Here is a 22,084-nt window from a genome sequence, read left to right on the forward strand (position 1 = left end):
AAGATGAAGCTAAAAGGGCTGAGTCCTGTTCAATACAGAACCCAGCCCTCGGCACTTCACTGAGACCAACCGTCCAACTTTACGGGGTCAGTTCATTGCGGTCCCGTCGAAAGAGGCGCCGCGCTTCGCCGGCGACAGGGCAGCGAAGCGGCGGCGAAAACGAAAAATCAGGCGGCCTTGTTCAGCGCCGGGTAGTCGGTATAGCCGACCGCGCCCGGATGGTAGAAGGTCTCGGTATTCGGTTCGTTGAGCGGCGCCTTCAGTTGCAGGCGCTTGGGCAGGTCCGGGTTGGCGATGAACAGCTGGCCCCACGCCACCGCGTCGGCGGTGCCGCTGGCGACCAGTTCCTCGGCCTTTTCGCGGGTGAGCTGCTGGTTGGCGATCCAGACGCCGCCGAACTGCTTCTTGATCATCGGGCCCAGCGCGTCCGGTCCTTGCCCTTCGCGGGTGAAGATGAAGGCGATCTTGCGCTTGCCCAGCTCGCGCGCCACGTAGCCGAAGGTCTCCGCCGGCGTCGAATCGCCCATGTCGTGCGAATCGCGCGCCGGGGCCAGGTGCATGCCGACGCGGTCGGCGCCCCAGACCTCGATGCAGGCGTCGGTCACTTCCAGCATCAGGCGCGCGCGGTTCTCGATCGGGCCGCCATAGGCGTCGGTACGCTTGTTGGTGGAATCCTGCAGGAACTGGTCGAGCAGGTAGCCGTTGGCGCCATGGACTTCGACGCCGTCGAAGCCGGCCTTCTTGGCGTTTTCGGCGCCCTTGCGGTAGGCGGCGACGATGCCGGCGATTTCATCGAGTTCGAGCGCGCGCGGGGTGGCGTAGGGGCGCTTCGGACGCAGCAGGCTCACGTGGCCATCCGGCTGGATCGCCGACGGCGCGACCGGCAGTTCGCCATCCAGGAAGGACGGATCGGAGATGCGGCCGACGTGCCACAACTGCAAGAAGATGCGGCCACCGGCCTTGTGCACGGCCTCGGTGACGATCTTCCAGCCTTCGACCTGTTCGTCGGACCAGATGCCGGGCGTATCGGCATAGCCCACGCCCATCGGGGTCACCGACGTCGCTTCGGACAGGATCAGCCCGGCCGAAGCGCGCTGCACATAGTATTCGGCCATCAGCGCGTTCGGCACGCGTGCGCCGCCATCGGCGCGCGAGCGGGTCAGCGGCGCCATGACGATGCGGTTCGGCCATTCGAGGGCGCCCACTTTGATCGGGTCAAACATTGTAGTCATCGGGTAGTCCTAAAGTCCGTCGTTCAGTTGTGCGAGAAAGGCCTGGATCGCCTCCTCGTTCCGTTGGATGAAAATCCATTGGCCGACGCGACGCGTGCTCACGAGGCCGGCGCGCTGCAGCGTGGCCAGGTGGGCCGACACCGTCGATTGCGACAGGCCGGCTTTCTTGTCGATCAGCTTGCAGCACACTCCCATCTCGAGCGGGTGTTCCTGCTCGATGAAGTGCTGCCGCGGCTCCTTGAGCCACTGCAGGATCTGGCGCCGCACCGGGTTGGCCAGGGCCTTGTGGATCGCGTCGATGTCCATGGGCTTTCCTTTTATCGGATTTTTTCGATCCGAATATCGTCATCTTACGATATTCAAGAAATGTTTGCTGGCGCTGTTCCGAATCGTCCAGTCCAGGGCGGCCGCGGTGGCTTACTCGCGGCCGAAGGTCGTGTTCGGGCGGGTGAGGTAGTACCACTCGGTATTGGCGGCGGCGTTCGCGGCCGGGAACAGGATGCGGCCGCCGAACTCGGCCACCACCGGCGTGCCGTCGGCGCGGTGGCCGATCAGTTCACCTTCGCTCACCGGGTCGAAGCTCTTCCAAGGGCGCACGAAGCGGTCGTCGGCGTGCAGCTTGTCGTGCACCACGACCATCGACAGCGCTTCCATTTCCTCGAAGGCGACCGGCTCCGGATCGGGCGCGGCGATCAGCCCCAGGTGGGCCAAGGTATTCATGATGGCGCGGTAGGCGACGTCGGGCGCGGCCGGATCGTCGTGCTGGCCGCATTCGAGGGTCAGCGCGTAGCCGCCGGTACTGCGCATGTACTCGGTGGTGCCGACGCCGTAGCGCAGCACGGTTTCCAGCTCGTCGGCGCTGCGGCTGCGCCGCTGCACGCCATCGCCATAGGTGGCCAGCCAGCCGTCGACGAAGCGGCGCACGCCCAGGCGGCGCGCCCAGGCGCGCTCCTTGGCGGCGTGGCGGAACGGCTGCAGCGCGCCGTCGTTGTCGAGCGGCCCGACCATCACGAACGGCTCGCCGGTGGCGGCGAAGGAATGCAGGTCGAGCAGCACGTCGTGCTGGCCGAGCAGGGGGCACAGCCAGTTGGCCACCTGGTCCTCGAAGTCCAGCGGCGTCTCTTTCGGGAACAGGTCGCGGTTCAGGTTGCGCTCGCCGTTGCGGGTGTTCTGGGCATAGGCCAGCGGATTGACGATCGGGACGAAGGTGACGCTGCCCGCCGCGATGTGCAGGACGCCGCTGTCGATTTCTTCCATGACCCGCTGGATCGCCTTGGTGCCGCACACTTCGTTGCCATGGGTCGCGCCCATGATGATGACGCGTGGGCCGGCTGCGAGGCCGGTGTAGTTGATGGATTTGAATTGAAAGTTGCGGGCGGAAGTCATAGGTAGCGTGGCTGGGAAAGAAAAGGTGGCGGTATTCTATCGGTAAACGTGGGCACGGTGAGAATGGCGAGGCTGCCGGCGGGGCACAGGCTCTCCGTTCCTGCCGCTCGCCTTGCCCGAACGGCGGGCGAAACCAGACAGACGTCGACAGCCCAGTCCCTTGATGGCCTTAAATTGACTTTTGCCAAGTCTCCTTATCGGTCGTTCGCCACAATGACATCTTGCTCCTGCGTTCGCTCGGAAAGGTCCCGGTTCACCATCGGCTAGGCAGGAATTTCATAGGGCGTCTACGTCAGAGCGGGTTATGTCAGTCGATCTCGAAAGCTTTTGTCACCATCTTCGCCTTCACGCTTTGCCACCATTCGGACAAGGAAAATGTGGAGAATATGTCCGACGTGCTCTTCAGGCAGCCGGGGCAGACATCAAACCTCCGTACGTTGGTTCGGCTAAGGATTACGGCCCGGTGTTGCTCCGGTTGGGGTTCCATCCTGTCGCGGTGACAAATCCTGACGGTTTCGGTTTCAGGCGTGGCGACATCATGGTCATGCAGCCGTGCGTTGGCTGGCGACCATTTGGGCATATCGCTGGATTCGACGGTCGAAACTGGATATCAGACCATATCCAAAGAGATTTCTGGGCTGGTCCCGGATACAGAAAGCAAAGGCCTGCATATGCCGTGTATCGCTACTAAAAAACTTTTTGCAGCCATCGCTGTCGCGGTGGCGAGCCTCACCGCCAGCGCAGCCGAGTATGCTCATCCACCGAAATATCTTGTCGAGCCAGTGTTCGGTCTGAAAGTAGAATTTGCAGATGGAAAATTGGAGCCATTACCGGAACAGATCCGCGCCGCGTGCGTGCAGATGGCGGACAACGAGACCTGGACCGGACGCCAGTGGATATTCGGCGCCGTCAAGAGCGGTGAGGCGACTTATTATCTGGTTAGCGGCTACTTCGAGCGACGGCATCCAGGCCCTGGCGAGCTGCGATATCATCAACCGGATCAAGGCGGCATCTATGTCGTAAAAGGAAAGGATTGTGGCGGCGATCCGGCGCGCGAGGTGTTCGAAGTCAGGGATTTCGAGCAGATTCCCAAGCCGGTACTGGAACGGCTTGCTCGTGATGCAAAGGCCAGGCTTGTTTGCGCGATTGGAGGCGAGAGTCGCTTGCGGGCCGAGTTCAAGAAACAACGCGTCACGTCCGATCGATTGACTCCCGAACTGGCCGTCGCTTTCAAGCCATATTTCTGAACGTGGGGTCGCAATATCCCTTACTTCTACCTGCGCCTCTTCCAAATCATTGGTGCGACAGTTGTCCAGCGGTCGGCAAGACTCAGCCCTGCGCCTCGATGACCCCGAACCCTGCCGGCGCGTCGCCCAGGTAGGCCAGCACCGCATGCGCCTGGATATTGGCGTCGTACTGGGCGTTGGCGGCGATGGCGGCGCGCAGCCCCGGCACGATGTCCGGCGTATGCGGCTGGCGGTAAGCCTTGATCAACAGGTGTACCAGGTCGGCGGGCGCATCGGCGCGGCGCAGGCGCGATTCGATGATGGACAGCAGCGCGCGCTGCATGCGCGGGGTGGGATTGCGGATCTCGCCGAACACATAGGGCGTGTTGGCGATCGCGGCGCAGACGATGCTTTCCATCCGGTCGGCCTTGTAGTCGGACGGGATGTCGAAATACGCCTTGTTCCAGCGGGTGTGCGGATAGGCGTGGCCGGGCGGGAAGCGGTCGGCGTTTTCCAGGCCCATGGCCCGGCTTGCGCGCGACCACAGGTCGCCGAGGGTGTCCAGCAGTGCCATTACGAGATGTCTTGCGCTTGTGTCATCCCGCGAGTGTAGCGCATGGCCGGGAACCTCGCATAGGGGGGGCAGCAGGGCGGTTGGGGGCGCCCTGCCGCCGTTCGTTCAGGCAAACCTGCCGGCCCTGAAATCCTCCACCGCCTGCTGCAGCTCGGCCTGGGTATTCATCACGAACGGACCATACTGCGCGATCGGTTCGTTCAGCGGCCGTCCGGCCAGCACCAGCAGGCGGGTCTTTGCAGCCGCCTTGATGCGCACGCCGTCGGCGCCGGGCGCATTGTCGAGGATCGCCATGCGCGCCTGGCCGACCCCTTTGCCCTCGATCACCGCCTCGCCGCGGAACACGTAGACGAAGGCGTTGTGCCCGGCCGGAATCGGCTGCTCGAACGTCACGCCGGCCGGGATCTCCAGGTCGAGGTACAGCGGCTCGGTATGCGCACGCTGCACGGCCCCGGTCACGCCGTGGGTGGCGCCGGCGATCACCTGCACCGTCACGCCGTCGTCCAGCGACAAGCGCGGCACCTCCTCGAGCGGGATGTCGCGGTACCAGGGTTCGACCATCTTGTCGCTGGCCGGCAGGTTCAGCCACAGCTGGAAGCCTTCCATCAGGCCCTCGTTCTGCTCCGGCATCTCGGAGTGGATCACGCCGCGGCCGGCCGTCATCCACTGCACGCCCCCATCGGTGATCATGCCTTCATTGCCGGCGCTGTCGCGGTGGCGCATGCGCCCGGCCAGCATGTAGGTGATGGTCTCGAAGCCGCGGTGCGGGTGTTCCGGGAAGCCGGCGATATAGTCGCCCGGCTTGTCGCTGCCGAAGGCGTCGAGCATCAGGAACGGGTCGAGGCGGCGCTGCAGGGGACCGGTCAGCACGCGGTTGATCTTCACGCCCGCGCCGTCCATCACGAACTGGCCGTTGATGATGCGCTCGACGCCGCGCGTTTTCTGGATGGGGGTGGTGGCAACTGCGGTGTTCATGCTGTTCTCCTGTGGGTTGCGCCGCCTGGCGGGCGACAGATTACGCCAAAGCCACTTCGATGGCCGCGTTGGCCGCGGCCTGGCCCTGGGCCACGGCCTCCGGTCCCATTGCCATGCCCGACGAATAGATGAAGGTGTGGTCGTTCAGGCCGAGGAAGTTCAGCAGCGCGCGCATCTGCGGCACCTGCGGGTCGGCGCTTTCGTCGTACACGCCGCCGCGGGCCGCGGCCACGTACACCTTCTTGTTCTTGAGCAGGCCTTCCGGACCGGTCTCGGTATAGCGGAAGGTCACGCCGGCGCGGGCGATCGCGTCGAACCAGCTTTTCAGTTGCACCGGCATCGCGAAGTTGTACATCGGGGCGCCGAGCACGATCACGTCGGCCGCCTGCGCTTCCAGGATCAGCGCATCGTCCTGCGCCACGCGCGCCGCCTGTTCCGGGCTGCGCTGCTCAGGCGGGGTGAAGAGGGCGCCAACGGCGGCGCCGTCCAGCAGCGGATGCGGCTGGGCGCCGAAGTCGCGCCGCACGACGGTCGCGCCCGGGTTGGCGGCGGTCAGCCTGTCGACGATCTGCTGGGTGACGCGGGTCGATTCCGATGCGTCGCCGCGAACGCTGGTGGTGATGTGCAGGATGTTCATGGTAAGCCCCTTCGTGTTGGTGGAGAGTTTCGATGGGGACACTTTAGCAATTCCAAAATCAATCTGGAAGCCAGTAGAATGGATAACATTATTCTGCTGATGGGACAATCATGGACGTGGAACCGAATGACTTGCTGCTGTTCGCGCGGATCGTCGAGTCGGGCAGCTTTACCCGCGCCGCCGAGCGCGTCCACCTGCCCAAGTCGACCGTCTCGCGGCGCCTGGCGCTCCTCGAGACGACGCTGGGCGAACGCCTGCTGCAGCGCACGACCCGCAAGCTGGTGGTCACCGAATTCGGCGCCAGCCTGTACGAGCATGCGCGCCGCCTGGCCGACGAAGTCGACGCCGCCGGCGCGCTGGCCCAGCACCGCCAGGGCGAACCAAGCGGCAAGCTGCGCATCTCGGCGCCGGGCGACTTCGCCAACAGCGGCCTCTATGAAGTGATCGCGCGCTTCCTGGAGCGCTATCCCGCGGTCCGGCTCGAGATGGACCTGACGCCACGCCGGGTCGACCTGGTGGCGGAGAACTTCGACATCGCGATCCGCATGGGGGATCTTCCGGACGATGCGACCCTGAGCGCGCGTCCGATCACCCTCGAGCAGCCCGGCCTGTACGCTTCGCCCAGCTATCTGGCGCGGCGCGGCATTCCCGAGCATCCCGACGATCTCGACGCGCACGACGTGTTGTGCATCCTGAGCCGCACGGGCGGCGCCGCGCCGTGGACCTTGATGCGCGGGAAGGTGCGCTGGGAGCGTGCGCTGAACGCGCGGCTGACGGCCAATTCGCCCGACCTGCTGGCGCGCATCGCCTCGCGCGGCGCGGGCATCGCGCTCAGTTCCTCGATGTTCGCCCAGCCCTATATGCAGACGGGCGAGCTGGTGCGGGTGCTGCCGGAGTGGGATATGCCCGGCGCGAACGGCTGGGCGGTATTCCCGAGCCGTAAGCTCATGCCGGCCAAGACCCGGGCCTTTCTGGAGATGATCGAATCGGCGTGCACCGAGAAGGGCCACAGCCCGCATGCCGCGGTGGCCGCGTTCAAGGCGCGCGCCGCGCTGAAGGATGGCGTTAGCGAGGCTGGCTGACCGGGTGTTCGCCCATCGGTTCGCCCAGGCGCACCTTGCCCTCGGGCGCCCAGGCCGGGTTGAAGGCGATGGCGCCGCGCTGGAACAGCATCACCACGGTCGAGCCGAGCAGGAAGCGGCCCATTTCCTCGCCTTTTTTCAGGGTCACCTGGCCCGGCTCGTAGTGCCACTCGCAGATGCGCGGCATGCGCGGCGGATTGACCACGCCATGCCAGACGGTGGCCATGCTGCCGACGATGGTCGCCCCGACCAGGGTCATCACGAACGGCCCGAATTCGTCGTGCTCGAACACGCACACCACGCGCTCGTTGCGCGCGAACAGGCCCGGCACGCCGCGCGCCGTGGTCGGATTCACCGAGAACAGCTTGCCCGGCACATAGATCATGCGCGTCAGCCGTCCATCGCACGGCATGTGGATGCGGTGGTAGTCCTTGGGGCTCAGGTACAGGTTGGCGAAGTGGCCGTGCTGGAAATGCGCGGCCAGCGCCGCGTCGCCGCCGACCAGTTCGCTCGTGGTGAACTTGTGGCCCTTGGCCTGGAAGATCTGGTGGTCGTCGATGTCGCCGAGCTGGCTGATGGCGCCGTCCACCGGGCATACATAGTCGCTGTCCGCCAGCGGACGCACGCCGTCGCGCAGCGGACGGGTGAAGAATTCGTTGAAGCTGGGGTAGCTGGCGATGTCCGGGTTGGCCGCTTCGCTCATGTCGACGCCGTACTTGCCCACGAACCAACGGATCAGGCCGGTCGTCATCGACCCGCCCTTGTGGCCGGCGACGCGGCCGGCTAAGTTGGTCATCGCCTGCTTCGGCATGACGTATTGCGGCAAGACTTTTATGCGGGACACGGGCGATCGCCTTTCTTCGAAAAGTGCGCATTATAGCGGCCTTACCACAGCGGGCGTGCTACAGCGAAAGTGCCGAATGGAAACGACATTTCCATGTCAAGGCATGCCCGAGTGTACTCCAGGTGGTAGCGCAGTGGCGAACGCTGGGTGACATGCTTTTAAATGGAACTCAAGGTTGCTAGGATAAGGAAATTCACAGTTCTTTATGTTAGAAGAATAAACTACCATTTACATGTTTACATATTGCCAATGAAGGGCATATATTTCCTCCATACATACCCAATAACGAGGAGATATCCCTGTGAGAACGCCGAGCCGATCCCGCCGTCCCGCTTCCCTCCTGATGCTGGCGGCCTTTGCCGGCCCCACGTGCGCACAGCAGGAAGAACCCGCCGTACCGGTCTCTCGAGTGGAAGTCAAGGGCAGCAGCGCCAGCTACGACCCGCGCCGCGACGACACGGCGACCCGCACCGTGATCGGGCGCGAGGAACTGGGCCGGTATGGCGACCGCTCGGTGCTCGACGTCCTCAAGCGGGTGCCGGGCGTGACGGTCGACACCAACCAGGCACGGGGCGGCACGATCCGGATGCGCGGACTAGGAGCGGGTTACACGCAAATCCTGATCAACGGCGAGCGCCCACCGGGCGGTTTCGACTTCGATTCCCTGTCGCCCGACGTCATCGAACGCATCGAGGTGCTGCGCGCCGCCACCGCCGACCTGTCGACCCAGTCGGTGGCCGGCACCGTCAACATCGTGCTGCGTCGCGTGGCGAAGGAACGCGAGCGCCAGCTCAAGCTGGGGATGCTGCAGTCGTCGCAGTTCAGGGGCCCGAATGCGGCGTTGCAGCTGAGCGAACGCGGCGAGGGTTTCGCGTGGTCGCTCGCCGGCGACGCGACAGCGGAACGCTACGACCGCGCCTGGAGCATCTTCGAAGAGACGGTCGCGCCAGGCGGCGCGGTCGACCTGATGCGCATGACGAGCGCGCCGGAAGAGGGCCGCATGCGCAGGATGAACCTGACCCCGCGTTTCGAGTGGACGCTGGCGGATGGCGACACGATCAGTGTCGAGACCTTCATCAACGTCAATCGCTTCCGCAATCGCACCCATTTGTCGATCGCGACCGATATCGGCCTGCCTCCCCCGGTCCCCGACCAGCACACGCGGATGCGGGCCGACGCCGAAGACCTGCGCACCGACCTGAAATGGACCACCGAACTCGATTCCGGCGCGACCCTGGAAACCAAACTGGGGTTCAGCGGCGAGAATGCCGACAACACGATCTTGCGCCAGGGCGCCGATCGCCTTGGCGTGCCCGTGACCGACGGCCGGGTCGATTCCGGCTGGCGCGATCGCGGCGCCAATTCGACCGGCAAGTACATGCGCAAGCTGGAGAATGGCCACGCCATCGCGGCTGGCTGGGACGGCGGGATCGGCTGGCGCGACGAGATGCGGCGCGAGCGCGACGCGATCCGCGTCTTTCCGCCCGACCTGCCGCTCGACGAAACGTTCGAGGCGCGCGTGGCGCGCATGGCGGTGTACGTCCAGGATGAGTGGAACATCACGCCGCAGTGGTCGATGTACCTGGGCATGCGTTGGGAGGGCATCCGTATCCGCGCCTCGGGCGACTCCTTCGCATCGACCCGCAGCAGCTCCAACGTCTGGAGCCCGATCCTGCAGACCTTGTGGAAGATCCCGGAACGCAAAGGCGATCAGCTGCGCTTTGCGGTGACCCGCACCTACAAGGCGCCGGACCTGTGGAACCTGCTGCCGCGCCGCCAGGTTTGGGAAAACAACAGCGCTACCGAGGCCGATTTCCAGGGCAATCCGGCGCTCAAGCCCGAACTGGCCTGGGGCGTGGATGCCGGTTACGAACACTATTGGGCCGAGAACGCGATGGTCACGCTGCGCACATCGCTGCGCCGCATCGAGGACTACACCAGCAACCGCATCTACTTCGACGGCTACCGCTGGATCTTTACGCCGGTGAACGACGGCCGCGCCGAGGTCCGCACGCTTGAACTGGAAACCAGGTTCCCCCTTGCGTCGCTGTTCGCGCAAGCGCCGGCGATCGATGTGCGCGCTGGCGTGAGCCGTCATTGGGCGCGCGTGAAATCAGTCCCGGGCCCCGACAACCGGCTGGAGCGGCAGACGCCGTTGTCGGCCAACGTCGGTCTGGACTACAAGGCGGGAGCGTTGGCGCTGGGCGGCAGCGCCGCCTTCACGCGTAACGGGCAGGTGACGGTGACGGCCAACCGCGGTTACTACTCGGAAGCGCGCACCGACCTCGAAGCCTATGCGGCGTGGCGCTTCGACCCGAAACGGCAGGTTCGGTTGTCGATATCGAACCTCGCGCACGAGGACTCGGGCTTCGAAGTGACCTACGCCGATCCGGTCGCCGGCGTCGAGAAGCGCCGCTTCCATTATCCGGGCGCGGTGCGCATCCAGGCGAACTATGAGCTGAAATTCTGACTGCGGTTGAACTGTCGAACCCGACTCAGACCAGCCGCACCGCCACCGCGCCCAGCGCCGCCAGGGCGGCGCCGCAGATCCGGGCGCGGGTGGCGCGCTCGCGCAGCACGAACACCGCGATCGCGGTGGCGAACACGATCGAGGTTTCGCGCAGGGCGGCGACCACCGCGACGGGGGCCCGGGTCATCGCCCACAGCGCCATGCCGGCACGGCTCAGGCCTTCACGCCGGCATATTGATGGCTGCGGAAGTAGCGCCAAGCCACGAACAAGGCCACCGCCTGCATCGCCGCGCACACGAAGAAGCTGCTGCCGACGCGCCAGTCGCCAGGGGGCAGGTGACTGACCGCGCCCAGGATGGCGGTGCCGAGCAGCGGCGTGAAGATCACCCCCAGGCTGCCGATCGACTGCAGGGAGCCCATCAGCTCGCCCTGCTGCTCGGGCGGCGACGATTTCGATACGATGCCCTGCAGCGCCGGATTGGTGGCGTAGGCCAGCACGTTGGCCAGGATGAAGACGTACAACATCCAGCCCTGGGTGGCCAGGCCGTAGGCGAGGAAGGTCAGCATGCCGGAGGCGAGGGCCAGCAGCGCCAGTCGCACCTCGCCGAAGCGCCGGATCAGGATGCCGAGCAGCCCGGCCTGGACCACGACCGAACCGAGGCCGACGCAGAACAGGGCGACGCCGTTGTCGCGCGGGGTCCAGTCGAAGCGGAAGGTGGTGTACAGCACCCAGGTCGACTGCAGCATCATCTGGGCGAAGGTCGACAAGGTGATGACGACCACCAGGCCGCGGATGTCCTCGCGCCGCGCCAGGCGCAGCAGGGCCGTGAGGGGATTCAGGCGCGCCAGCTTGAACGGCTCGCGGCGCTCGGCCGGGAGCGACTCGGGCACCAGGAAGAAACCGTAGACGAAATTGGCGGCCGACAGCGCGGCCGCGACGTAGAACGGCAGGTGCAGGTCGGCGTCGCCGAGGACGCCGCCCAGCATCGGGCCGCAGATGAAACCCAGGCCGAATGCCGCGCCGATCTTGCCGAACGCCTTGGCGCGGTTCTCGCGGGTCGAGATGTCGGACGCGTAGGCCGCGGCGACCGACATGCTGGCCGAGGACATGCCGCCGATGATGCGGCCCACGAACAGCCAGGCCAGGCTGGGCGCCCAGGCGGTGATCAGGAAGTTCAGGCACATGCCGGCCATCGAGTACAGCAGCACCGGACGGCGGCCGATGCGGTCGCTGAGCGCGCCGAGCGCCGGCATGAACAGGAATTGCACGATCCCGAAGGTCGCCGCCAGCACCCCGTACCACAAGGCCCGCTTGTCCGGCCCATCGACGAACTGGTCGAGCAGCAGCGGCAGGACCGGGACGATCAGGCCGATGCCGAGCATGTCGATGAAGATGCAGACGAGGACGAAATTGAGCCGAGCGACGGGTTGCGGTAAGGCGGTCGAACTGGTCATAGACACCTCGGTCAATACGGGTGGCTTATCTTAACATTGCAATAAAGTGGTTGAGTAGGTAGCCTGGCTTGGCCCATCTATCGCGTCGAAATAGAAAGCCTGCGTCCGAGCTGGCAGCGTAACTCGTCAACCGGCCTTCAAGAGGAAAACCTTGGCGCCTTATTCTAGAAATTTCCTATAGTCAATCCCGGCCTTTTTTTTGATTAGCACCACATCTAATTCGACACGCAACTCGAATTCTCGGATCGTGGTGTTCATGTTAAAAAAATCTCGCTTGACTTTATTCTCATCAATTCGTTACCATCGTGTGAAGTTAGCAAGCTCACAAATCAGTACTTTCAGCCAGAGCAGACCTGTGCCAATCCGTCCTTGGTGGCTGTTCGGAGAGACATTATGAAGAGCTCTATCTTTCTTCCCATCTTTACGCTCGTGGTACTTGCTGGCTGTGCAAGCAAGTCTGAATCGTTTGTTCGTAATGAACCGTTATGTCAATCGGGTACAAAGCCCGTCGTGCTCATTCTGGCGCCTGGAAATATTCAGAAAGCGTGCCGCGACAAGATTGATGGCACTGGAGTCGATCTTCCTTTTCCGAACCAGAATGTGCCTCGGGCACGCCAAGTGTTTTCTTCTGAGGATTCAGACATTCCTGCCACGTTTGTAGGGGTATCAATTTCGGGCGGAGGCAGTCGTGCAGCGGTGTTCGGGATGGCAGTCCTGGAACGGCTTGATCAGCTGGGAATTCTGAAACATGTTTCTGCTATTTCTACGACGTCGGGCGGGGGGCTAGCCGGCGCATATTATGCCTTGAAAGGGAGCGACATAAATTGGAGTCATGCACATGATTTGATGGCTGCTGATTATTTAGCCCCGTGGCTCAAGCGTAACATTGGCTTTGGTAGCTTGGTTTCAACATCGGTAACCAACAAGAATCGTAGTGATGTTATGGCAGAGGTATTTGATACACACGTTTTTGGCGGCCGTACCTATGGGGATCTTGGTACGTTCATCCCTGGCAGCGCACCAATTTGGCTCGCAAACGCGACGGAACTTGGATTTTCAAAGCGTTTTACTTTTGGAGTGGCTGACTTTAATCAGATTAACTCCGATCTTAAGAAGGTTCCAATTTCACGAGCAGTAATGACTTCGGCTGCATTCCCAGGAGTATTTAATACTCTTGCATTAAAAAACTACTTTTCCAGTTCGGTCGCACCTGGATTTCAGCTCGAGGGCGGTGTGCGCTACACACACCTGATCGATGGAGGACCTACCGACAACCTCGGAATTGAATCCCTGCTCAAACTAGCGGGAACACATAGGGCGTTCCGAGCGAGTGATTTGAACAGAGACGAAAAAATCGAACGCCAGGGTGACTGCTTGCTAATCGTGGTCGACGCTTACGCACGAGGAGTGCCAACCCGCTATTTGAGTAAATCAGATTTGCGCGGGGTCACCGGACACTTAGTAGATCTGAATTTCTTCGATGCAATCAATGCCATGCTCGGAGTGCGGCGGAATGACTTGCTCGGCTATCTTGGTCTGGACGACGGCGGATCATTTGGGCTCAGGGGGAACCAGTTTGTCTATTTCGATGCTCCGGTCCTAAGTCAGAAAATTCAAGCCGCACGTCGAGTTCAGCCGCAGGCCGCGATTCACCCAAATTACTATGCCGTTGATCTCCCATCCAAAATTGCGGCAGCGGAAGAGATCCCTAGATACCAAATGCGCTGCGCGGTGTGGCATATCAACCTGGGAGGGCTTGAGGCACTACCAGTGTTCGAACAGCCCATTACCGCGGAAGAATTGCCGAAGAGAATAAAGCCGGATGATACGCTGGCATTTCAGCGTGGTCTGCACGATGCCCTGGTTTCTCAAATCGGTACGAGTTTTCGCTTGGAAGGCCCCAAAAAATGTTCAGCCGACTTTCTGCGCTCGGCATTGCACAAGGCTGCGGATGCATTGGTGCTGGAAGATTATGCTTCAAGGCATTCTGTGTGTTCATGGATGCAGATGCATGGACTGGACGTCAGCGACAAATGCGGTAGATATGTGACTCCGCACTTATGGACTTCTCAACTGACCAGCACCGTGGAATTCGTCGGGCCTCGGACTTCACTCGGACTTGAAACCAACGAGGTTAATTGCCGCTGACTGGGTATAAGTCACCAAGCGATTGAGCGGCGAAAGCGGCCGACGGCTTCCCTTAAGGGCCCTTCGAAAAACCGTCGCGAGCGGCAGCAGTTTCGGTCGCGAAGCGCAGCTGTACTAGAGTACAGCGAGCATCGCAGACCGAAAATGCAACGCGCAGCAGGTTTTTCGACGTGCCCCTAAGCGAGATAATTCACGCCGATGCGTTCCATTCGGCTGAAAAATCCTTTCTAAATGCGAGTATTTTAGCGAGCCTCTGGCGCCCTAAATCGCGCCCTGCCGTGGTCTGCATCATGTCCGGCAGCTTGCACAGCTTGACCATGATGTGGTCCAGCGCGTAACGGCGGTCATCGTAGTCGCGCTCTACGCCCAGCGGATCGCTGGGATGGGCCAATCCGCTTTCCATGCGTCCGGCGATATAGAACATCCGGGCCAGACCCACCAGGCCGAGGCCGTCCATGCGGTCGGCATCTTGCACGATCTTCGCTTCGATGGTCTCGGCGGGAATCGCCGCCGAAAAGCTGTGGGCCTCGATCGCGTGCGCCACGGCATCCAGTTTTTCGGGCGGGAAGCCGAGCTGGGCCAGCTGGTGGCGCGCCAGCCGCGCCGAGCGGCGGGACGCCTGGTCGCGTTCGGGGTCGTTCTTCGGCAGGTTGACCAGGTCGTGCAGGTAGGAGGCGGCCAGCACCACCAGGCGGTCGGCATCGGGATGGTGTTCCAGTAGCGCCTGCGCGGTGCGCCACACGCGGTCGAGATGGGCGCCGTCGTGGGCGCCGTCGGTGTCGGCGCTGCTGGCGGCCATCGCGGCCAGCCTGGTGCGCCAGCCGGCGAGATCGGTATTGCTCGTTGCGGTCATGTGGCTAGGTTCCAGTGTGATAGGCGGCACGGCGCGCTGCGACAGCGCGTCGGCTCGGGCATTCTTGTGGCGCGGAATCCAGCGCAGCCGCGCCTGCGGCAGCCGGGCCAGCAGGGCCAGCGCCTCGCTGCGCAGCAGGCCCAGGGCCGCCGCGTTGGCGCCATCGGGGGCGTGCACGTCGTCGATCACGACCTGGCTGTCGCCCAGCACCAGCAGGTCGGTCGCGCCATGGTCGATGGCCGCGCGCAGCACGGCGTTCAGGGCGCGGTATTCGGCTTCGCTGCTGTTGCCATGGCCGCCGTCGACGGACAGTTCGCAGCGCTGGCCGGCCGGTCCTTCGAGCACGGCGCCCAGGCCGCAGCGGCCCGGGTTCGGCCGCGCCGAGCCGTCGAACCAGGCGCGCCAGGCGCTGGCGTCGAGCCCGGCGCCGCGGGTGCGCGCGGCGACGACGCTGGCCTGGCGCCGCGCGGCCTGCAATTCGGCGTGCCGGCGCTGGGCCTGGCGCGCGGACAGCAGGCTGGCCAGGCCGGCGCTGCCGGCGCTGAGCAGCAGGATCCGTTCCAGCGCGTCAGCCTCCGGCATGCCGGTGTGCGCCGCCAGGCGCCGGGCGGCGGACAGCTCGGCCTTGAAGGCGGCGGCTTGCAGGGTGGCGGGATCGATCATGGCGAGAGCATAACCGATTCGCGATTGTTGACAGGTGTTAAGACTTTTGAAACACTCATCCTGTTGAACTCAACCACAGGAGAAGGTATGCGTCAGAATCGCCGTACTGTCAGTCTGTCCCTGTTCGCCGTGCTCGCCGGCGCCGGCCTGGCGCCGCTGCAGGCCATCGCGCAAGCCACTCAAGCCACCCGGGCCGCGGGCGTCGACAAGGCATCCGCCAAGCGCGCTCAGGGTGTCAAACGCTACACGATCGAGCAGTTCATGGCGACCACCTCGCTCACCGGCGCCTCGTTCAGCAAGGACGAGAAGCAGATCCTGTTCAGCAGTAACGAATCCGGCATCTTCAACGCCTACACGGTGCCGGTCGGCGGCGGCAAGCCGCGCGCGCTGACCGCGTCGAAGACCGACACCACCTACGCGGTCGGCTACTTCTACAACGACGACCGCATCCTGTTCACGCGCGACGGCGGCGGCGACGAGCAGAACCACCTGTACGTGCGCGAACTCGACGGCAAAGAGCGCGACCTCACGCCCGGCGACAAGCTGAAAGCATCGTTCGCCGGCTGGAAGCCGGACGGCAGCGGCTTTTATGTGGTCACCAACGAGCGCGATCCGAAGTTCTTCGATCTGTACCTGTATGACGCCGCCACCTATGCGCGCACGATGGTGTACAAGAACGACAGTGGCATGAACGTGTCAAGCATCAGCCGCGACGGCAACTGGCTGGCGTTCAACAAGCCCGCCACCACGTCCGACAGCGATGTCTACGTTTACAACCTGCAGACGCGCGCGATGAAGCACGTCACGCCGCACACGGAGCCGGCCAGTCACGCGGCCGAGACCTTCGACCCGGCATCGAAGCGCCTGCTGTTCACCACCAATGCCCAGGGCGAGTTCGCGCGCATCAAGGCCTATGACCTGGCCAGCGGCGCGACAAGCGATGTCGAGAAAGCCGACTGGGATCTGCTGGGCACCGGCTATTCGCGCAACGGCCGCCACCGCGTGAGCATGGTCAACCGCGACGGCAGCATCGAAGTGCGCCTGTACGACGATGCAGGCAACCCGGTGGTCTTGCCCAGGCTGCCGGGCGGCGAGATGCGCCAGGTGACCTTTTCCGACAGCGGCAACCTGATGGCGTTCTACCTCAACGGCGACCGCTCGCCCAGCAACCTGTACGTGCACGATTTCAGGAACGGCAAGACGTCACAGCTGACGCGCAGCCTGAACCCGGAAATCGACCCGAACGACCTGGTCGAGGCCCGGGTGGTGCGCTTCAAGTCCTTCGACGGCATGGTGATCCCGTCGATCTACTACCGGCCGAAGGGCGCGTCGCCGGGCGCGAAAGTGCCGGCAGTGGTGCTCGTGCACGGCGGGCCGGGCGGCCAGACCATGCGCGGCTACAGCGCCCAGATCCAGTACCTGGTCAACCACGGCTATGCGGTCCTGGGCATCAACAACCGCGGCAGCTCGGGCTACGGCAAGACCTTCTTCCGCGCCGACGACCGCAAGCACGGCATGGAGCCGCTGTGGGACTGCGTCGAGGCCAAGACCTGGCTGGCCAGCCAGGGCGATATCGATCCGGAGCGCATCGGCATCATGGGCGGCAGCTACGGCGGCTACATGACCCTGGCGGCGCTGGCCTTCCGGCCCGAGGCGTTCAAGGTCGGCATCGACATCTTCGGCGTCAGCAACTGGGTGCGCACGCTGGAAAGCATTCCGCCGTACTGGGAAGCGCAGCGCAAGGCGCTGTACGACGAGATCGGCGACCCGGTCAAGGACAAGGCGTTCCTGGTCGCGACCTCGCCGCTATTTCACGCCCATCACATCCGCAAGCCGCTGATGGTGATCCAGGGCGCCAACGATCCGCGTGTGATCAAGGCCGAGAGCGACGAAATCGTCGAGGCGGTGCGCAAGAACCAGGTGGAAGTCGAGTACGTCGTGTTCGACGACGAGGGCCACGGCTTCTCCAAGAAAAAGAATGCAGCCGTGGCGAACGCGAAGATCCTCGCCTTCCTGGACAAGCACCTGAAGTCCTGAGTCCTGAGTGCTATCCCGGCCGCGCCGCGGTTCAGTAGCGGTAAGGATCGTTCGGGCGGCGATCGTGGCGGTTGCGCACCCCGTCGCCATCGCGGTCGCGGTCATGGCGGTCGCGGATGCCGTCGCGATCGCGGTCGCGTCCGTGGCGGCGCTCATGCTTGTGGTAGTGGCGGTCGTGGTCGCGGTCCCAGCGGTCATGGCCGCGCACATGGTGTTTCGGTGGACCGTAATGGCGCGAGGGGCCGCGGTCCCAGCGCGACGGCTCCATCACCCAGCGTCCGCTCCGATGGTGCCAGCTCGGTGGAGCGTACACATAGCCGGGACGCGCCGAAATGTAGTGGCCCGGCACCCAGTGGTGGCGATGCGATCGCCATTCCCAGAAGCCGGGCGCCCAGACGTAGCCGCGGCGCGGGGCGGGAACGACTTCATAGATGGGCGCGGGCGGCGCGGAGCCGATCACGATCGAGATATGGGGCTGGGCGTGCGAGGCCAATGGGGTGAAGGCTGCGGCGCCGATGGCGATCAGGGCTGCAATCAACAGAGGGGATTTCATGTTCGTCTCCAGATCCTTGAGCGGATGCGATGGAATATAGCAATCCGGAAAACGAAACGTGGCGTTTGAAGCAAGTTCTTACAACTGAAACAGATCGGCCGAAAGCGCACGGAAAAAAATGCGCGACAAGCGGCGCCCGGTCGCCGCGCGCCGCGTCATGGCGGCACGCCGGCGACGCAGACGGATCACATGCGGCTCCCGACGGTGACGGTGTCCGCGGCCAGCAGTTGCGCTTTCTCGACGGCGTCCAGGCGCTTTGCGCTGACCGTGACGACCGCCATCTTGTCGCCGCTGGCGATGGCGGCGTCGCCGATGCTGTAGCCGTTGGCATGGGCATCGGGAACCTTGGCCAGGTAGCCCGCCGGGACGGCGACCAGGGCGGCGGCGATGAAGATGGCTTCCATGTGCTTGAGGACGTTCATTTTGCGGCTCCTTCGAGGGTGGTTGGTGTGTCGATGTGTCCACTGTAGGCCAGGCGCCGCGCCGTCTCCAGCGGGATGCGACGAGCCGCAAGAAACGGGGCGTGAGCTGCGTTCGAGCGCGCATGAACGTTGCCGCCGCCCGGCGTTTTCATGCTCCCCCAGCTAGCACAGCGCGAGGGGCGCAGGGGCGCCGCAACCACCGGATGACAGGCATGTTCATTTCGCTCATCGGCCAGCTGGCGGCCGCGCGCACGGCGCGGCGCCGCTCCCGCAACCTGCGCGCCGGCGCACGTGCCTCCAGCGCCAGCGGCGGCTGGTCCCTTTCGTTCGGCCCGGCCTGGCTGTGGGCGGTGCTGTTCGTCGTCCTTGGCGGGGCCGTGGCGCTGGCGCTGCATGCGCGCGCGCTGCCGGACGGCGCGGCCGAGACGCCCGGCGCGGTGGCGCTGGGCGCCCTGCAGCCGATCGCGCCGGGGCTCGACTTCGTGGTCCCGCGCGCGAGCGGCGTCTCGCTCACCCAGCACGGCGGCCTGGCCCTGCTGGTGGCGAGCGGCATGCGCGCCGGCCCGGCGCTGCGGGTCGACCTGTGCACGCAGATGCTCGACCCGGGGCGGCCGCGCATGCTGCCGCTGCGCATCGGCTACCCCTTCGACGAGGCGGCGCAAATCGCGAGCGCCGGCAGCGCGCCGCCGCGCAGCGTGCTGCTGGCGCGGCCCGGTTCCGGCATGCCGCGCATCGACGTGACGGGCAATGCCGGCGCCGCCGGCGCCGGGCTGGCGGTCGCCTGGAACGCCGCCACCGCCACGGCGGCCTGGACCGGCGACGCCAGCGGCGGCAACGTCACGCGCGCGCGCCAGGGCGAGGCCTTGCTGGGAACGAGCGGCTGGCTGCTGTGGGGCGCCGGGCCGGAAAGCGAGGCGCTGCGCTTCACGCGCCAAGCCAGCGCCGCCTGCCCGCAGGCGGGCGAGCTGGTGCTGCATCATTACCAGCAAGGCGCCACCGGCGGCGCGGCCCTGGTCCAGGCCTTCCCGGCCCAGGGTGCGCCCGTGCAGCTGCGCCTGGCGCCGGGCGCGTGGCAGGTGCCGCTGCGCCCCGGGCCCGGCATGGAAGACCAGGCGCTGTTCGAGGCGCTGCGCGCGCGCGGCCTGCTGCGCGTGGGGGCCGACGGCCTGGTCGAGCTGGCGCCGCGCGACCTGGCGGCCTGGCGCGAGGCCGGCCAGGAGGCGCGCGCGCCGTTGCCGGGTTGGGAAGGGCAGGTGCTGGACGCCGGCGACGGGCGCCTGCTGGAGCGCCTGCACCACCGCGCCGACGGCGCCTACGTGCGCGAACAGGTGCGCATCTTTAACAGCGAGCGGCGGCTGGTGGCCTGGCGCACCCGTCCGGGCGCCGACGCGGTCTGGCATGCGCTGGTCGGCGGCGCGCCGGCGCCGCGCGTGGCCGGCCTGCCGGTGGCCGCGATGCGCCTGTTCGCGCGCCTGCCGGAAGGCTGGGAGCCGTGGCAACGGGTCGGCGGCTGGGAGGGCGGCCGTGAGGGCGGCCGTGAGGGTGGCCATGAGGGAGCGCTGGTGACCTTGCACACGCCGGCCGCCGGCCAGCCGGTCGAGCTGCTGGTGGCGGGCCGGGTGCGCAGCGTGACCGGCGCGCGGGTGCTGGTCCAGGGGGCCTGCGACGGGCGTGCCTGCCCTGATCGCGAGGCGGTGCAGCATCTGGTGCTGGCGCCGCTGGCCGGGGCGGCCGCGATCGCGGTGCGGGTCGAGCCGCTCGACCTGGCGGCGATGTCGGGCGGCGCCGACGCCGCCTATCGGCACCTGGCCATGGTCGATGGCCGCCTGGCCTGGCAGGCGCTGCCGGCCGGCGGCAGCGCCGGGGGCGCACGGCCTGCCGCCGTGCCGGTACGCCTGCGCGACCGCCATGGCGAATCGTTGTGGGCCGACGGCGCGCCGTCCGAAGCGGCGCTGCAGGCCGGCCTGGCGCCGCTCTTGGGCGTGCACCGCCAGCACGACGGCAGCGTGGCCGGCATGCTGGCGCGCCTTGGCGGCGCCAGCCACGAGGCGCAGCTGAGCCTCGACCTGGGTCTGCAGGCCAGGGCCCAGCAGCTCCTCGACTGCATCGGCCAGCGCGGTGGCCGCTGGGACGGCCAAGCCTGCGTCGGCGGCATTGACGCCCAGCCGGAACGGCGCGCCGGCCTGGTCCTGCTGGACGCCGGCAGCGGCGACATCCTGGCCGCGGCCTCCAGCGGCGCCGGCCAGGCCGATCCCGGCCGCTGGGGCGAGCTGCGCGACTTCGACCGCGCCGATCCGGCGCGCAGTCCGCTGCGCAGTGCCGCCTTCCAGCACGACGGCGGCGCGCACCGCGCGCCCGGCTCGACCTTCAAGGTGATCACCGCCCTCGGCCTGGAGGATGCGGCGCGCGGCGACGCCCGCCTGGACGGCTTGCTGCAGGGCTTGCCCCTGGCGGAGGTGGACCGGCTGGCGCACGAGGGCGGCTACGGCTTTCGCACCCAGGCGCCCAGCTACCCGTTCGATGGCAACCGCGCCCGCATCACCAATTTCCGCGACCAGGTCACCAGCACGCGCGCCCAGGACGGTCGCCTGGGCCTGGCGCAGGCGATGGCGCACAGCGTCAATACCTGGTTCGCCTGGGGCGCCGAACTGAGCGACCGCACGCTGATGGGACAGCCAGACGGCGGCATGCCGGGGGCGCGCGAGCTGGAGCCGGGCGCGCTGGATGCGGTGCGGCCGGTGGCGGCGATGGCGGCGCGGCTCGGCTTCGGCCGGCCGCTGCGGCTCGACGGCGGCCTGTTGCCGCTGGACTACCGCTGGAGCGAGTGGGATGCGCTGCAGGCCAGCGCCTCCCGCCTCGACCCGGTCCAGAGCCGCCATGAACTGCGCCAGATGGCGATCGGGCTGCGCATGCAGACCACGCCGCTGCAGATGGCGCTGGTGGCGGCGGCGGTCGGGGAGGGCCGCACGGTGGCGCCGCGCCTGCTGATGTCGCTCGACGGCCGCGCGGCGCGGGTGGCGCCGGGCGAGCCGCTGGGCGTACGCCTGGACCGCGTGCGCGCCGGGATGAAGGGTGTGATCGACGGCGGCACCGCGGCCGGGGCGTTTCGCGCCGCCGGCCTCGACCTGCTCCGTCCCGGCCTGTATGGCAAGACCGGCACGGCGCCGGCCGGGCAGGACGGCCTGGCGACGGTCTGGTTCATGGGCTGGCTCGAGCCGGGCAGCCTGCCGGGCCAGACCGGGCGGCTCGCCTTCGCCGCTTTCGTGAGCCATTCGGCGGCCACCGGCGGCGGCCACGCGGCCCCGGTCGTGGCAGCCTTGTTGCAATCGATGCAAGCGTCGGTGACAGGGCAGTCGTTGGAAAAGAGGTACAAATAAGGCTCTCCTGCGCGCCTCAAGACCGTGGTTGTATGGCATCATCTATTTCAATCCGCAACAATTGCGGGGTGAAACAGAGGATGGGCAAGGTATGCGTTTGCCGGGAACCCGGTATCAGGAACACGGTTGGGAGCAGGTCCGCAAGCTGCT

The 22,084-nt window shown here is 65.7% G+C and carries 18 protein-coding genes and 1 pseudogene; 6 read left to right on the top strand and 13 right to left on the bottom strand.

Annotation, left to right across the window (positions count from 1 at the left end; genetic code table 11):
- Window positions 1–167 precede the first annotated feature (167 nt).
- The 3 genes from ACZ9AQ_RS22590 to ACZ9AQ_RS22600 all read right to left on the bottom strand — a co-directional run bounded on the left by ACZ9AQ_RS22590 (window position 168) and on the right by ACZ9AQ_RS22600 (window position 2,618).
- Window positions 168–1,232 carry an alkene reductase gene (locus ACZ9AQ_RS22590; protein ID WP_429206943.1) on the bottom strand — a complete coding sequence of 355 codons (1,065 nt, stop codon included), beginning with the start codon at window positions 1,230–1,232 and terminating at the stop codon, window positions 168–170.
- A 9-nt stretch (window positions 1,233–1,241) separates the two neighbouring features.
- A complete protein-coding gene (locus tag ACZ9AQ_RS22595; protein WP_429206942.1) occupies window positions 1,242–1,538 on the bottom strand; it encodes an ArsR/SmtB family transcription factor in 297 nt (98 codons plus the stop codon).
- Window positions 1,539–1,649: 111 nt separating this feature from the next.
- Complete coding sequence (locus tag ACZ9AQ_RS22600; protein WP_429206941.1) at window positions 1,650–2,618, bottom strand: succinylglutamate desuccinylase/aspartoacylase family protein; 969 nt, start codon at window positions 2,616–2,618, stop codon at window positions 1,650–1,652.
- Between the two features lie 572 nt (window positions 2,619–3,190).
- Here ACZ9AQ_RS22600 and ACZ9AQ_RS22605 point away from each other — a divergent pair.
- The gene (locus tag ACZ9AQ_RS22605; RefSeq protein ID WP_429206940.1) at window positions 3,191–3,865 is read left to right on the top strand and encodes a hypothetical protein; all 675 of its coding nucleotides are present in this window, start codon (window positions 3,191–3,193) and stop codon (window positions 3,863–3,865) included.
- A gap of 82 nt (window positions 3,866–3,947) precedes the next feature.
- Here the strand turns inward: ACZ9AQ_RS22605 and ACZ9AQ_RS22610 are convergent, their stop codons facing one another.
- The 3 genes from ACZ9AQ_RS22610 to ACZ9AQ_RS22620 form a co-directional block, all read right to left on the bottom strand.
- Complete coding sequence (locus tag ACZ9AQ_RS22610; RefSeq protein ID WP_005670010.1) at window positions 3,948–4,418, bottom strand: hypothetical protein; 471 nt, start codon at window positions 4,416–4,418, stop codon at window positions 3,948–3,950.
- Between the two features lie 105 nt (window positions 4,419–4,523).
- Window positions 4,524–5,393 (bottom strand): pirin family protein, encoded by an 870-nt coding sequence (locus tag ACZ9AQ_RS22615; protein ID WP_429206939.1) that lies wholly within the window; start codon window positions 5,391–5,393, stop codon window positions 4,524–4,526.
- Between the two features lie 40 nt (window positions 5,394–5,433).
- Window positions 5,434–6,030, bottom strand: coding sequence for an FMN-dependent NADH-azoreductase (locus ACZ9AQ_RS22620; protein ID WP_429206938.1), 597 nt, complete (start codon window positions 6,028–6,030; stop codon window positions 5,434–5,436).
- A gap of 110 nt (window positions 6,031–6,140) precedes the next feature.
- On the opposite strand from ACZ9AQ_RS22620, the gene ACZ9AQ_RS22625 reads away from it, so the two are divergent.
- The gene (locus ACZ9AQ_RS22625; protein WP_429206937.1) at window positions 6,141–7,112 is read left to right on the top strand and encodes a LysR family transcriptional regulator; all 972 of its coding nucleotides are present in this window, start codon (window positions 6,141–6,143) and stop codon (window positions 7,110–7,112) included.
- Here ACZ9AQ_RS22625 and asd read toward each other — a convergent pair.
- Window positions 7,096–7,908, bottom strand: a complete 813-nt coding sequence (gene asd / locus ACZ9AQ_RS22630) for an archaetidylserine decarboxylase (protein WP_429206936.1) — start codon at window positions 7,906–7,908, stop codon at window positions 7,096–7,098. The two genes, ACZ9AQ_RS22625 and asd, sit on opposite strands and share 17 nt — an antisense overlap.
- A 349-nt stretch (window positions 7,909–8,257) precedes the next feature.
- Here asd and ACZ9AQ_RS22635 point away from each other — a divergent pair, with 349 nt between their 5' ends.
- Entirely contained in the window at window positions 8,258–10,426 is a 2,169-nt protein-coding gene (locus tag ACZ9AQ_RS22635; protein ID WP_429206935.1) for a TonB-dependent receptor plug domain-containing protein, read from the top strand.
- A gap of 25 nt (window positions 10,427–10,451) precedes the next feature.
- Here the strand turns inward: ACZ9AQ_RS22635 and ACZ9AQ_RS22640 are convergent, their stop codons facing one another.
- Window positions 10,452–10,613, bottom strand: coding sequence for an EamA family transporter (locus ACZ9AQ_RS22640; RefSeq protein ID WP_429206934.1), 162 nt, complete (start codon window positions 10,611–10,613; stop codon window positions 10,452–10,454).
- A gap of 26 nt (window positions 10,614–10,639) precedes the next feature.
- A complete protein-coding gene (locus ACZ9AQ_RS22645) occupies window positions 10,640–11,881 on the bottom strand; it encodes an MFS transporter (protein ID WP_429206933.1) in 1,242 nt (413 codons plus the stop codon).
- Window positions 11,882–12,274: 393 nt separating this feature from the next.
- Here ACZ9AQ_RS22645 and ACZ9AQ_RS22650 point away from each other — a divergent pair, with 393 nt between their 5' ends.
- Window positions 12,275–14,029 (top strand): patatin-like phospholipase family protein, encoded by a 1,755-nt coding sequence (locus ACZ9AQ_RS22650; RefSeq protein ID WP_429206932.1) that lies wholly within the window; start codon window positions 12,275–12,277, stop codon window positions 14,027–14,029.
- A gap of 190 nt (window positions 14,030–14,219) precedes the next feature.
- On the opposite strand, the gene ACZ9AQ_RS22655 is transcribed toward ACZ9AQ_RS22650, so the two are convergent.
- Both ACZ9AQ_RS22655 and ACZ9AQ_RS22660 read right to left on the bottom strand, forming a co-directional pair.
- The gene (locus ACZ9AQ_RS22655) at window positions 14,220–14,882 is read right to left on the bottom strand and encodes an HD domain-containing protein (RefSeq protein WP_429206944.1); all 663 of its coding nucleotides are present in this window, start codon (window positions 14,880–14,882) and stop codon (window positions 14,220–14,222) included.
- A 42-nt stretch (window positions 14,883–14,924) separates the two neighbouring features.
- Window positions 14,925–15,545: pseudogene (locus ACZ9AQ_RS22660) on the bottom strand (ribonuclease HI family protein); the annotation flags it as partial.
- 87 nt (window positions 15,546–15,632) lie between these two features.
- Here ACZ9AQ_RS22660 and ACZ9AQ_RS22665 point away from each other — a divergent pair.
- Entirely contained in the window at window positions 15,633–17,582 is a 1,950-nt protein-coding gene (locus ACZ9AQ_RS22665; RefSeq protein ID WP_429206931.1) for a S9 family peptidase, read from the top strand.
- Window positions 17,583–17,613: 31 nt separating this feature from the next.
- Here ACZ9AQ_RS22665 and ACZ9AQ_RS22670 read toward each other — a convergent pair whose 3' ends face one another.
- Window positions 17,614–18,135 carry a YXWGXW repeat-containing protein gene (locus ACZ9AQ_RS22670; protein WP_429206930.1) on the bottom strand — a complete coding sequence of 174 codons (522 nt, stop codon included), beginning with the start codon at window positions 18,133–18,135 and terminating at the stop codon, window positions 17,614–17,616.
- Between the two features lie 185 nt (window positions 18,136–18,320).
- Window positions 18,321–18,557: a hypothetical protein gene (locus ACZ9AQ_RS22675; protein WP_429206929.1), complete on the bottom strand. Its 237-nt coding sequence runs from the start codon at window positions 18,555–18,557 to the stop codon at window positions 18,321–18,323.
- Window positions 18,558–18,769: 212 nt separating this feature from the next.
- Between ACZ9AQ_RS22675 and ACZ9AQ_RS22680 the strand changes: the two genes are divergently transcribed.
- Window positions 18,770–21,934 (top strand): penicillin-binding transpeptidase domain-containing protein, encoded by a 3,165-nt coding sequence (locus ACZ9AQ_RS22680; RefSeq protein WP_429206928.1) that lies wholly within the window; start codon window positions 18,770–18,772, stop codon window positions 21,932–21,934.
- The last annotated feature ends 150 nt before the right edge of the window (window positions 21,935–22,084 follow it).

The sequence above is a fragment of the Massilia sp. UYP34 genome, assembly GCF_056279385.1.